This is a genomic window from Acidobacteriota bacterium (assembly GCA_022562055.1).
Taxonomy (GTDB): Bacteria; Actinomycetota; Acidimicrobiia; order Spongiisociales; family UBA5794; genus BMS3BBIN02.
The window spans coordinates 1-11401 of the sequence record JADFQA010000058.1; the positions used below are offsets into that span (position 1 = coordinate 1).

At 60.8% G+C, this 11401-nt stretch carries 13 protein-coding genes, 1 tRNA gene and 1 pseudogene; 8 read left to right on the forward strand and 7 right to left on the reverse strand.

What is annotated here, in order from left to right:
• Nucleotides 1-996: transposase (locus IIC71_14440; GenBank protein MCH7670380.1), on the reverse strand; the 996-nt coding region annotated here is incomplete at its 3' end.
• Between the two features lie 455 nt (nt 997-1451).
• Nucleotides 1452-1904, reverse strand: a complete 453-nt coding sequence (locus IIC71_14445) for a GNAT family N-acetyltransferase (protein ID MCH7670381.1) — start codon at nt 1902-1904, stop codon at nt 1452-1454.
• 258 nt (nt 1905-2162) lie between these two features.
• Between IIC71_14445 and IIC71_14450 the strand changes: the two genes are divergently transcribed.
• Nucleotides 2163-2462, forward strand: coding sequence for a hypothetical protein (locus IIC71_14450; protein ID MCH7670382.1), 300 nt, complete (start codon nt 2163-2165; stop codon nt 2460-2462).
• Between the two features lie 304 nt (nt 2463-2766).
• Here the strand turns inward: IIC71_14450 and IIC71_14455 are convergent, their stop codons facing one another.
• On the reverse strand, nt 2767-3174 hold the full coding sequence (locus tag IIC71_14455; GenBank protein MCH7670383.1) for an alpha/beta fold hydrolase: 408 nt from the start codon (nt 3172-3174) through the stop codon (nt 2767-2769).
• Nucleotides 3175-3482: 308 nt separating this feature from the next.
• Here IIC71_14455 and IIC71_14460 point away from each other — a divergent pair.
• Nucleotides 3483-3561 (forward strand) — tRNA-Met (locus IIC71_14460).
• Here the strand turns inward: IIC71_14460 and IIC71_14465 are convergent.
• A complete protein-coding gene (locus IIC71_14465; GenBank protein ID MCH7670384.1) occupies nt 3543-3914 on the reverse strand; it encodes a DNA adenine methylase in 372 nt (123 codons plus the stop codon). The genes IIC71_14460 and IIC71_14465 overlap by 19 nt on opposite strands.
• A 233-nt stretch (nt 3915-4147) precedes the next feature.
• Here IIC71_14465 and IIC71_14470 point away from each other — a divergent pair, with 233 nt between their 5' ends.
• Both IIC71_14470 and IIC71_14475 read left to right on the forward strand, forming a co-directional pair.
• Complete coding sequence (locus tag IIC71_14470; protein ID MCH7670385.1) at nt 4148-4342, forward strand: hypothetical protein; 195 nt, start codon at nt 4148-4150, stop codon at nt 4340-4342.
• A 231-nt stretch (nt 4343-4573) separates the two neighbouring features.
• A complete protein-coding gene (locus IIC71_14475; protein MCH7670386.1) occupies nt 4574-4828 on the forward strand; it encodes a transposase in 255 nt (84 codons plus the stop codon).
• Between the two features lie 84 nt (nt 4829-4912).
• Here IIC71_14475 and IIC71_14480 read toward each other — a convergent pair whose 3' ends face one another.
• A complete protein-coding gene (locus IIC71_14480; protein ID MCH7670387.1) occupies nt 4913-5257 on the reverse strand; it encodes a hypothetical protein in 345 nt (114 codons plus the stop codon).
• 294 nt (nt 5258-5551) lie between these two features.
• Here IIC71_14480 and IIC71_14485 point away from each other — a divergent pair, with 294 nt between their 5' ends.
• The gene (locus IIC71_14485) at nt 5552-6289 is read left to right on the forward strand and encodes a hypothetical protein (protein ID MCH7670388.1); all 738 of its coding nucleotides are present in this window, start codon (nt 5552-5554) and stop codon (nt 6287-6289) included.
• A 40-nt stretch (nt 6290-6329) separates the two neighbouring features.
• Here IIC71_14485 and IIC71_14490 read toward each other — a convergent pair whose 3' ends face one another.
• Together IIC71_14490 and IIC71_14495 are read right to left on the reverse strand one after the other, a co-directional pair.
• Nucleotides 6330-6827 (reverse strand): hypothetical protein, encoded by a 498-nt coding sequence (locus tag IIC71_14490; protein MCH7670389.1) that lies wholly within the window; start codon nt 6825-6827, stop codon nt 6330-6332.
• A 231-nt stretch (nt 6828-7058) separates the two neighbouring features.
• Nucleotides 7059-7709: a TetR/AcrR family transcriptional regulator C-terminal domain-containing protein gene (locus IIC71_14495; protein MCH7670390.1), complete on the reverse strand. Its 651-nt coding sequence runs from the start codon at nt 7707-7709 to the stop codon at nt 7059-7061.
• Between the two features lie 102 nt (nt 7710-7811).
• On the opposite strand from IIC71_14495, the gene IIC71_14500 reads away from it, so the two are divergent.
• The 3 genes and pseudogenes from IIC71_14500 to IIC71_14510 all read left to right on the forward strand — a co-directional run bounded on the left by IIC71_14500 (nt 7812) and on the right by IIC71_14510 (nt 11241).
• Nucleotides 7812-8477 (forward strand): DUF4386 family protein, encoded by a 666-nt coding sequence (locus IIC71_14500; protein ID MCH7670391.1) that lies wholly within the window; start codon nt 7812-7814, stop codon nt 8475-8477.
• 413 nt (nt 8478-8890) lie between these two features.
• Nucleotides 8891-9366 (forward strand): annotated as a pseudogene (locus IIC71_14505) (nitroreductase family deazaflavin-dependent oxidoreductase).
• A gap of 471 nt (nt 9367-9837) precedes the next feature.
• Entirely contained in the window at nt 9838-11241 is a 1404-nt protein-coding gene (locus IIC71_14510; GenBank protein ID MCH7670392.1) for an IS481 family transposase, read from the forward strand.
• Nucleotides 11242-11401: the final 160 nt, after the last annotated feature.

Sequence of the window (11401 nt, forward strand, 5' to 3'; positions counted from 1 at the left end):
CAGACTGGTTTGGGTTCCGGGGTGTAACGGTTGACGGCGGATGATCAACCGTGTCCCCTCGGGCCAGCCGGTCAGGTCGACAAGGTCGGTGACTTCACACACCGACGAAGTCAACCCGCCTGAGGTCACGGTTTCGTCGAGTTCGCTTTTCTGGTCGAGTGCTACCTCCCACCGATCCGGGTCCACGTTTGCGGTCGCGATTGCGGCTGAGACAGCGCTTTGGCGGCGGGCAACGACGTGGAACCCGATGTTACGGGCCCGTAATTCTTTGACGAATGCTTTGGTTCCACCCGCAGAATCAGAACGCACCACCACTGAGCGTTGCACCAGATCGGGATTGTCGCCTTCACAGTGGCCGGCTTGAACGTGTGTGGGGAGCTGGGAGACACCGTCGTCGAGGACCCGCAACAGGTCAGCAACGTCGTTCGCCGCAGCGTTGCCTGGACGCAGCTCACCGGCAAGGGCTTCACCGGTAGCATCAGCAAAACAGAACAACGGATGGAACCCGAACCCTCCCTTGAAATGTGGAGCAGTGCCCTGTTTGTTCTCGGAATGGATCTCCACCAAAGACGCGTCAAGATCCAGAATCACCGGCCCGTCACCACCGACCACCCCAAGACGGTTCCACACCTCAGAGCGGACCTTGCCCATAGCAACACGGGCCCGCACGACCGTGTCTGCATCGAGAGATTGAGTGAACGTGCGATACAACGTTGTATCGGAACACACCGAAGCGAAGAGACGGTCGCAAGATGCCAACATCTCAATATCGGTGCATGCTTCGCCGCCGCCGGCAAGCATCAACATTGCCTGGGTCAACACCCGTCCCCGGTCATGGAGCGGGATCCCGGGACCGTCCCAACCCACTGCTTGGGAGAGGGCCTCGCCGACGCCGAGACGGTCAGCAAACATGCCCAAAGCATGTAACCCGACATGACCCACCACCTGGGTTCCACCCGATTCCACGGCCACGTTACGCGTGCTGTTAGCGTTCATCTGCGAGATGCCCTTCTGTTTTGGAAAACTGATGTCTTCACAACCTCAGTATCCCTTACCAGAAGGGCGTTTTCGCGTACCTCGACATCTCAACCACCCAACCCACGTGAAGAATCGGGGCTAGTCACAAGGTACTCGCATAATTCGTAGCTGAGGTGCTTAGGTAGGGTGATCTCAAGGGTCGTTGATGCGGTCGAAGAGTCGTTGTTTACGGCACCACGAGGGCGGTCTTCATGAGGGTTTCGAATTCGCGCCAGAGGGCGATGACGGCGTAGTCATATGCCCATGATATCTCTCTCTTCCCAGTTTGGTCTTGCATTCCTCAGTAAATTCAGCGATTGCGGCAGACTACTCGCAGAGCCGCTGTGGTGCCTTGTTGATGCTGGTCTGCCCCCGGTTTGGTGGAGTCGGGATACTTGAATCGGTTGTGCCTTAGACCCATGAGGAGGGTCTACTCACGGACGGAGTTGACTCTCCGTTGGTGTGTCGTCTCGACTCTGCTGTGGGGCGGCCCTCATGAAGACTCTATCCCCATCCTCCGTCGTGGTGACGAAGCCGAGCCGACCGTAGAGCGTGTGGGCAGGGTTGACCTTGAAGACGTGAAGCGAGACGGTTCTTCCTGTCGTCGCGGCGTCTGCCAATACTCGTCGTAGGACTGCCGTTCCAATCCCACGGTTCTGATGGTCGGGGTGGACCTCGATGCGGGTCACGCCGACGTCGTGTTCCCCGAACTTGATGACGAGAGTGTCGGTTGGGTGGAGCCAGCGATCGAAGAACTCCCACTGGACCGCATCGTCCCAGGGGCCAAATAGTTCCTCGACGTAGGGACCCATCGAGGCCTTGTGCAGTTCAAACAGGAACTCCCTGTCTTCTCCAACTGCTGGTCGGAGCGACACCTCACTGGACATGCGATCAGAGCAGTGAGCCCTCAAGCCTCCCGTCCTGCCTTCGCGCCTGCGGTGCTCGTCTTCTCCTTGTCCGCCGCAACGAGTACCCGATCTGCTTAACAACACGTCCGCCGCTGAACCACCCATGCAGCCACCTCGGCGTGCGACAGGCACACCTCAGCGCGGGACACCGCAAATCGGCGCTACTCCAACGAAATCTTAGGGAACGGGCCCATAACCAACGGTCTAGAATTGATGCCATACGCGAGGAGACATTCGATGGTGAAGTCCAAGCATGATCAGACGGCCGAGAGGCTAGCCAAGAAGGAAGGCACGGAATACAACCGCGGGCAGGGTGTCGACGTCCAGGGCAACCGACGCGTTATCGAGGTCGAGACGGAAGCGACTGTCCGAGATGGGCTGCGGCAACTCCAGGGGCATCAGAAGCCGGTTTACATCGCCGGCGCGGACGCACAGGCAACTCAAGCAGCACTCGAGGCGACTGAAGGAACGACCGTCGGGGTGATGGACGACAAGGGAAACATCGTCAAGTCGTCCTCCCGTAAGAAGAGGCGCTAGAGGGGAAGTCCCGAAGACTTGAGTCGTTGACCTCTGTGGCTCCGGTGAGGCGCTTGACCCTCGGAACTCGTCCTGCCGACGTAACCGGCCATGTCGGAATGGATGGGCGGATCTTGGTGGCACCCCGGTGGGCGCCCCGAGGCTGATCGAGCCGGTGACAACGCCGTACCCTGAGCCGGGAGCTTCGATCCCCGATCGCAGCTCGAACTTCGGTCCCTCCCCAGTCATCATCGACCGGGCAACGACTAATGACGGGTATCTCCTTCAGGAGGTGGGGAAATTCAGTGAGCAGGTCTGGGGAGTTTCAACGAGCGTGGTCAAGGCCGTCGTTCGAAATCTTCCGAGAGGCTGTCACAATACTGTCATCGTCTCGGAGGACTTCGCGCGCTGACTCTCCGTCGTGTAACATGAACGCCGTCACGTATGCCAACGCTTGTCCCTGTCCAGGCGCGCGCTCGGCAACCTCGCTTAGCGTCACACCGCCGAGGGAGTGACCAACGAGTATCGCTGGTTCCGCGAAACCGTCGAGTACCTGTAACACATCGCCGGTGAACGCATCGAGACTGACATCCTCGGCAGCCATCTCATTGTTTGGCCTTCCGGGCAGATCGATTGCCAGAGGTCGGTGACCCCCAGCGCTCAAATGCGGGTGGACCTTATCCCAGCACCAACTTCCCATCCAGGCACCGTGGATCAGAATGATGGGCGCCATTGCGACTCTCTCGAGGTTGCGTTAGTAGCCTAGTCGCGACCGGAAAGTGGTTCCTGGGATTCCTGGCGACTCTCGAGTATGGAACGATGGGCGACAGGGCGAAGGAATGGTCACGAGAGAAGCTGGAGCTCCCATCGCGTCTGATCTCGCAGCGCCCACGGAGAGTGGCTAGTTCTCGAGGGCCCATCCGACGGTGTTGCTGTGGCGGCTGAAGCCAGACTGAAGCCCAACGACCTGACACAGCCTGACACCGGGCAGCACTCGTTGACATGCGGACCATGTCGTGAGGACGTTGACTATCGTTAACGAGCGGTGTTCAACGGTACTGGAAGAGGTATCGACGGGCTCATAACCCGAAGGTCGCGGGTTCAAATCCCGCCCCCGCTACGAAGAGAACCCTTGGTATTACTACAGATACCGAGGGTTTTCTCGAGTGTTGGGGTGGCGGGAAAGCGGTTACGCACGGGTACCGGAACTTGACAAATCACGTTTGGCAGTATGTCTCTCACACTCACGTAGGTATCGATCAGTTCTTGGTTGAGATCTGATAGGAACGATGTGCCCTGTGGATTGAGGGTGAGGTAGACGGAGCCTCCGCCGAGAAACGGCTCGTGGTAGTTCTTGAATCCGTCCTTGGGAAGCAGCGGAGTAAGTTGTCTTGCCAACCATGTCTTGCCACCTGCCCAGCGGAGGAAAGGTTTCGGCTTAGGTTGTGTGACATCGGGTCCGCGAATCGCCATCTGGGTTCAGCATAGACAATGGGTTGTCGCGTGGGTGCTCATGGTGTGATCCGATGTCCGAGCCACAGAGTGGTCGGAGTCCTTTCGGTACGAGCCGGGCGAGTGATTCGAGCGGTTGTCACGAAGACTTCTCCGTTGCGTGAGTGAACGGATGGGTAGCTCCACAGCGACGTATCGTGGGCCGAGGAGACCGCTACCGCTTCCCCGCGTCGTATCCGAAGGAGACTGATGACATGAAGGAACTCGTATCACTCATCGACATCACCGAGGACTCGGACATCGAGGCTGTCATCGATCAGCTCATGGACGAGCAGGAGCAGTTCATCGCCGCGAACGCAGAAGCAATAGCGGAGGACACCACCGGTGGAGTCGAGCAGGACGAGGATTCAACCGGTTCACAATCGACCGCGGAAGGGGAGACGCGATGAGGAAACTCGTTTTACGTACAACCAGAGGACTCAATCGACGACCTCGTAGACATGGCAATGAGCGCGATCCACGGTGACCAGCCATCGCCTGAAGACAACGGTGAGGACTTCGACGAGGACGATGTTGAGAGCAGTCCCAGCGCCGATCCCGACGAGGAATCGGAGTAGCGGTCCGCAGGGGGCGCATATGTGCCGACAGGGGTATCCATGTAACCGGAGTAACCTGGGGTGGTGGGTCACCCTCGCGCTGGCGTGCATTACCCGAGGTCGGTAGGCGAGTTTCAGGCCTGGTTCCGGACGGATGCGGACTGCTTGGACTACCTGGAGTGGTTGCGCTGGCCCGCCGGCTTCGTCTGCCTCGACTGTGGCCACGGCGGGGGGTGGCGGCTGGGGGATGGACGGTTTATGTGTGCCGTCTGCGGTAACCACGATCCGAACTCGGCAGAGCGCATAACCAGCAATGTTCGACTGCTCAGCCGCCTATAAGTGTCGCTTTGTACGGCCCGAGCCGGTATAGAAACGGCTGTCTTGTGGCCTCACGCCACGAGACAAGCCGCCCGCTGTGACACCTCAGGGAACTGCCGCTGTGTGGGAACCACCAGAGCGGCGAGCCCGGCTAGCGCCAAGAAAAGCGCCAACCAACGCCAGAACGGCTCCGAGTAACGGTTGGAAGAGAAAAAACAGGGCACCGATAGCGGCTCCTGCGGCCGCCCTGACGGCAACCCACTTTCGATTCATCGGGTCCTCTTCTCGACCGGCGAGAGTTCCCACAACACCACCGAGGACGATGAGAGAGATGCCGCCGACCCCCAGCAGCAGGTCTAGGTCGGGGCCGACTGGAACCGACAAAACAAGCAGCACCAGGCCGGGCAGCGTCCCCAGCACGGCCCACCCGACCACCCGTTTCCAATTCATAGCACTCCCGTGGGGTTCGTTTTTGGCACCCGAGCTTAGCCAGATGAGAACCTAACAGCTAAAGCGCCACCAGATCGGAGACACCGCCCATAACCGGCTGGGTGGTCTGGCGAGAACGCATTGCCAACTCGATGACCAATGATACTGCGGGCTGATGATCGCGTCGGATTGCGCATTCATGCAGAAATCAGTGACCTGAGATGGGACCCATCGAATGTCGCTACCCGGTCGCGCCGTGGCCGAAATACGAGATCGTGGAACCACTTCTTCGAATGCGTCGCGTAGAGTTTCCATGTGGACAACGATCTCCTTCTCGACATGCCGTGGCCTGCGGACCTTGACCCAGCCACAGTGCGCTTCAAGGGACGCTCGGAGACCGTCCTTCGCCGTCGAGGGTTGTACGACGATTGGTCGCTCTTCAGCGAACTGACGGAGGGTGAAGTTTCGTCGTGGTGGAACGCCGGGCCGGTGACCATCAAGGACATCCGAACCACGGGCAACGAAGCGATACGACGCCACCACGACACTGTTGATCTGCGCCACAGGATCGACACCGATCTCGCTGCGGTTGCTTTGGAGCCGTGGGCACCGCACATCTGGCACTGGGACCCGAGGTTCGCGATGTTCGTTCCGAAGGGTGATTCCACGGTTTGCGACATGTCAACTTCCGGTACCCGTGTTCGGGTCGGTGGAGGACAGGCAGTGACGGAAGCTACGAACCCGGCGGTGAGGTCGCCGGAGGAGCAATCGATCGTTGGCCTACACCGGGGGTTCGTCCGGATCATCGGACTGCACGGCACGCTCGTGGGAAGGTCGACCCCGGCGACTCCACCAAGGACCCCGCCACGACGAGCGACTCTGGGACCTCAGCATCGAGATGACCGGAGTCGACCCCGCGATCCGAACCGGGCAGTCCAGGCAATCCCTCCGACGTTGAGACGACTGCCCGCGGACGCTGCCGAGTATTGCCTCGACGAGCGAGCTCTCCTGAACCGGGAGTGGCGAACCCATGCACCAGATCCTCTTGGTTGAGTGGCTGGTTCCGGGTCCCACCCGACCTCGAGGCTAGCGATCACACGTTCAGCGCATCGATCTTCTGTCGGGCCGCGAGTGCCAGGGCACCGGGCTCGACTGTCATGTGCTCCAGTGCCCTCACGACTGTGCCCGCTTCCATCTCAGCGGCGACCATCACGATGTACGCCCCGTAGAGCTGTGACTTCTCCTTCTGAACGAGCTTGACAGCACGCCGGAACACCTGCTGGGCGGATCCCTTGCTCCGGAACACTCCTTTGCGTTTGTTCGGACGCGGGATACGGTCCGAGAGAAGCTCGTCGGGTACCGCAATGCCGACTGAGCACAGTGCATGCTCGTGTTGGGCAGCGACTGCTTCTCTGAAGCCGAGCGGATTGGCACCAACCCGCGCGAAGGCACTAGCGGCGGAGCCGAGTGCCGCGAGGACGAGGTGTTCGGCTCCCGGTTCGGGCTCTCCCATGGCGAGGGCTTCGCGCTCGGCTGCGGGGAAAAGGATATTCATGTTCTTGATGTCGGCAAAGGAATATCGTGGGCTCACGACCGTCTCGTTCTGGCTCGGGGGTTGTTGACACGATGGAGCAATGGCCGGACCACGCAGCTACAGGGATGGGATGAAAGAGGCCCTCGGATTCCTCTCCCAAGGGGGCATCGCTACTTTCCCGAATGCACCGAGCCGGTCCGGGTCATGCCGGTGGAGGGGAGCTTCAGGTCGTAGGGGGCTTCGAGATGAAGTGGCCTCAGTCGGCCGACGCGTTTGCGCAGGGCCCGGTCACACCGGTCGCTGGGATGCGGTCTTGAGGCCATCGATGATCAGGTCGAGACCGAACTCGAACGACGCGCCGAAGCTGTAGCCGGGTTGCATCACATGCTCAGTGGCGAACTCGAAGAGGCGCGGATATCTTTTGGCATCCAGTGCACCGGTCATCTCCTCCGCCACCTCCTGGACTTCTTCACCCCCGCTTGCGGGGAGCGAAGCCTCCTCAAGTGCGAAGCCGTAGAGGAAGCTGTCGAGAATGGCGTAGGCGTGTGCGGTCATCTGGAGCGACAGGCCACCGCGACGCAGGCAGTCGAGGACGGCGTCGTGGTGCTGCAGCGTGGCAGGGCCGGGCGACGTTCGGGACGCCATGTACGGTGGCGCCCAAGGGTGCCGCTTCAGGACCTCCCGGGTCGAGACGCAGCGGAGACGGATCGCGTGCGTCCACTCCTTGTCGGTTGGTGGAAGAGCGATCTGCGCGTACACCGCATCGACCATGGCGTCGATAATCGCCTCCTTGTTGGGGAAGTAGTAGTAGATCGTCATCGGCCCGACTCTCAGCGCGGACGCGAGCCGTCGGATCGTGAACGCACCCATACCGACGTCGTCCGCGAGGAGGAGTGCGCCCTCCACAATGCGGTCACTGTTGAGTCTCGAACGTTTCATGGTCGTCGGCACGCTGATCACCTCTTGACTGATAGTACTAAGTACGATAGCCTACTCTCCTGATTCGTACTAAGTACGACTATGAAGTGAAAGGAATCAACAATGCGGACGACAACACCCTCAACGGCAGAGATCCCCGCCGAGACCTCTGCGCCACTCACGGCGGAGATCATTAGCGAAATAGGCTACGAAACCGATTCAGCGCGCGGTACGGGTGTGACATCGGGCGACGCCCTCCGATTCGGCCGCGTGTTCGGCGCACTCGTGTTGGCGGCGTTCATCCTCTACGGGGTGGGAAGCAGCCTCGCGGACCAACCGATCGGTCTCGTCCTGGTTGGAATCAACTCCGTAGCGGTTGCGCTCATCGGCGGAATCGGTTTCCGGTTGCTCCGCTCAAGCCAGCGCAGAGTCGGCGGGACCTACCTCGTTTCCCGGTTGGCTGAGGCCATCCTCCTGTTCGTCGGCGTGGCCTTCGCTACATCGGTCGCATCTCCGGAGTTCGACCAAACCGCGTACCTGCTCGCGATGATCGCACTGGGAGTGGGGAGTGTCCCCTTCGTCCTTGCACTCAGGCGCGGGCGATGGCTGCCTGGATGGTTCGCTGTGTGGGGTGCCGTCGGCTATGCAGCGCTTGCAGCGGGCGCCTTGCTCGAGCTGGCGTCGGGCCGTTCGGTTGCAATTGCATTCGCCGTCCCAGGCGGACTCTTCGAGCTAGCCCTCGGCACGTTCCTTATTTCGAGAGGCTTCGGCGATGCGGATGTCCAGTAGTTCCACCCAAGACCGGCAACCGTAGGAGTGGTGGTTGCAATTCCTGTGGCTCGCCCTCTCAGCGGTCTAGGCCGCCGTCATTCTCGCCACGAACGCCCTGGCCTGGCCGCCAGCGCTGTGGATCGCGACCACGCTCGGCTCACTCACGGTCCTCCAACGTCGCCTGGCGGCTGAAGCACGCTATGAGGTACTGCCACGTCGATGACGCATACGTGTTCTTGCAGCAGCCATGTTCTGTCTGGCGGGGCCCTCGACACGCTACATCAGCCTGTGCCGGTCACCACTCCGCCGTCAGTCTCGGAGGTCGAGCTCAAAAGCGCCGAGTGATCTGCCCCGGTACAGACCAGAGGTGCAGAGCGCCGTGGGGGACTCTCACGTAGTCTGGATCGAGGGAGACCATGGAGGAGCGACCGATGTCCGATGAATCCAAGAAGCGAGCGCGGCTCCCTCCGCGATGGTTCGTACGCCTGGCTTGGTCCACACATCGCGATTTGTACCGCACCTCGGGTGGCCGGGTCGGATTGAGGCGTGCGAAGGGCAACCGGTGGGGGATGATGCGCCTCACGACCACCGGGCGCCGCACCGGCCAGGAGCGGAGTGTGATCCCTGGGCATTTCGATGATGGTCCGAACCTGGTCACGATGGCGATGAACGGTTAGGCCGACGGCGAGCCTGCGTGGTGGCTCAATCTCCAAGCGCATCCCCAAGACAGCGCCGATCTCATCGGCGGCCGCCGCACGCTCAGAGGGCGGGCGGCAGAGGGAGAGGAACGAGCGCGACTCTGGGACGACGGCGCGACATCGACACGAACTTGGATGGCTACGCAGCGCTTCGGTCCGCTGAGACCGCCGTTGTGTTCCTGGAGCCATCGTCCGACCCAAACGGATGATGCTTGCGATTCCAGACACCTACCTCATCCACGCACTCCACTGGCAGCGAGACTGGTGCCCAACCGCCTGACACAGCCTGGCACGGGTTGGCAGGCGTTCCGGGTCGTGGTGGCGTGGATCATCGTTGAGCAGCGGGCTCCGATGCTGTTTGGAGCGCACTCGTAGCTCATAACCCGAAGGTCGCGGGTTCAAATCCCGCCCCCGCTACAAACAGAAACCCTTGAGACATTGACGTTCTCAAGGGTTTCGTCGCGTCTGGAATCAGCGCTAAAGACCCCATGTCAAACCTGTGTCAAACGTTTGGAAGCGTAGATTGTGCTGTTCCGGTTCATGATGGTCATTGTGGTTCCGGTTGGTGTGTTCCAGGTTCGGGACGCGGTTCCGGGTGCTGGGCGACGGTGTTCCGGTTCCTGTGTGACACCTTCTGGTTCCATGCTTCTGTGATACGTGACGCGTGTTGGAGGAGGCTGGTGATGGTTCTTGTGGAGTTGGGTGTTGTGGAGCAACGGTTCCAGGCAGTGCTTGAGGTGCTTGGCGGGGCGTCGGTGAGCGATGTTGCTCGCCGGTATGGGGTGGTGCGCCAGACGGTGCATCGGTGGTTACGCAAGTATGCCAAGTCGGGTGTTTCGGGGTTGGCGGATCAGTCGTCGAGGCCGCATTCGTGTCCTCATCAGATGCCAGCTGTGGTTGAGGCGCGGGTGGTTGAGATGCGTCGGGCGCATCCGGGGTGGGGTCCTCGGACGATCCGGTACTGGTTGGGGGACGAGGGTGTTGCGCCGTTACCGTCTCTGTCTTCGATCTATCGGGCGTTGCTGCGTCACAGACTGGTGGATCCCGAGAAGCGTCGGAAGCCCCGTTCGGCGTATCGGCGGTGGGAGCGGTCGAGGTCGATGGAGTTGTGGCAGATGGATGTGATGGGCCGTGTGAAGCTCACGGACGGCTCCGAGGCGAAGGTGGTGACGGGGATTGATGACCATTCGAGGTTCTGTGTCTCCGCGTTGGTTGTGGCACGGGCAACAGCGAAACCGGTGTGTGACGCGTTGGGGTTAGCAATGCGTCGTCACGGGGTTCCGGATCAGATCCTGACTGATAACGGGAAGGTGTTCACCACCAGGTTCGGGCCCGGGTCGGGGGAGGTGCTCTTTGAGCGTATCTGTCGCGAGAACGGCATTCATCACCTGTTGACGGCACCGAGATCACCGACGACGACGGGGAAGGTGGAACGGTTCCACAAGACGATCCGTGGCGAGTTCCTCACCGACAGGGTCTTTGCATCCATTGCGGAGGCGCAGGATGAGTTGGATGGGTGGGTTGAGCGTTACAACACGATCAGGCCGCATCAGGGGATCGGGATGGTGCCCCCTATCCGCCGTTTTGAGCTTGCCGTGGTTGAACCGTTCGAACTGCAAGTGGCAGTCAACGAGACACCCGATGTCGAGCCGGTGGCTGTCAATGGTGGGCGGCGGGTGACTCGTAGGGTCGGGGTCGGGGGTCGGATCAGTCTGGCGGGATTCAAGTATCACGTCGGGCGGTGGCTTGGCGGCGAAACCGTTGATGTGGTCATTGCAGACGGGCTCATCGAGATCTCACATCGTGACGTGTTGATCACCTCCCACGCCCGCCAACATCGGGTCGCTGATGAGCCTGCGGTGTGGCGACGCGAACCGAGAGCCCGCCCGGTGCGGCCCGAGACTGTTGGGGTGCCGGTGACTAGGAAGGTCGACTCGTCAGGGAACGTCAGCTTCGCAGCCACCCCGTATCGGGTCGGGAACGCAATGGTGGGCCGCCAGGTCCAGGTGAGGGTTGTTGGCGACACTGTTGAGATCTCCACAGACGGTCGGATCATCCGCGGGAGTGTCTGGTTGTTTGTGTAAGAGGCTGGGTTCGTGGTGTGTTTCCTTTCTACACGGTTTCGGTTTACAAGTCGAGGGGTATTTGGCCGGGGAAGTAGATCGCGAATTGGTGGAGGGCCCTGGGCCATTCTTTGATCGGGTAGGTCCATTTCTTCTCAGCGTTGCGTAACGCCAGCCACAG

Excerpts from the sequence above, each read along its gene's own strand:
- IIC71_14470 (MCH7670385.1), top strand. The coding sequence starts at position 4,148 with ATGAAGGAACTCGTATCACTCATCGACATCACCGAGGACTCGGACATC.
- IIC71_14450 (MCH7670382.1), top strand. The coding sequence starts at position 2,163 with ATGGTGAAGTCCAAGCATGATCAGACGGCCGAGAGGCTAGCCAAGAAG.
- IIC71_14465 (MCH7670384.1), bottom strand. The coding sequence starts at position 3,914 with ATGGCGATTCGCGGACCCGATGTCACACAACCTAAGCCGAAACCTTTC.
- IIC71_14455 (MCH7670383.1), bottom strand. The coding sequence starts at position 3,174 with ATGGCGCCCATCATTCTGATCCACGGTGCCTGGATGGGAAGTTGGTGC.
- IIC71_14500 (MCH7670391.1), top strand. The coding sequence starts at position 7,812 with ATGCGGACGACAACACCCTCAACGGCAGAGATCCCCGCCGAGACCTCT.
- IIC71_14445 (MCH7670381.1), bottom strand. The coding sequence starts at position 1,904 with ATGTCCAGTGAGGTGTCGCTCCGACCAGCAGTTGGAGAAGACAGGGAG.
- IIC71_14495 (MCH7670390.1), bottom strand. The coding sequence starts at position 7,709 with ATGAAACGTTCGAGACTCAACAGTGACCGCATTGTGGAGGGCGCACTC.
- IIC71_14480 (MCH7670387.1), bottom strand. The coding sequence starts at position 5,257 with ATGAATTGGAAACGGGTGGTCGGGTGGGCCGTGCTGGGGACGCTGCCC.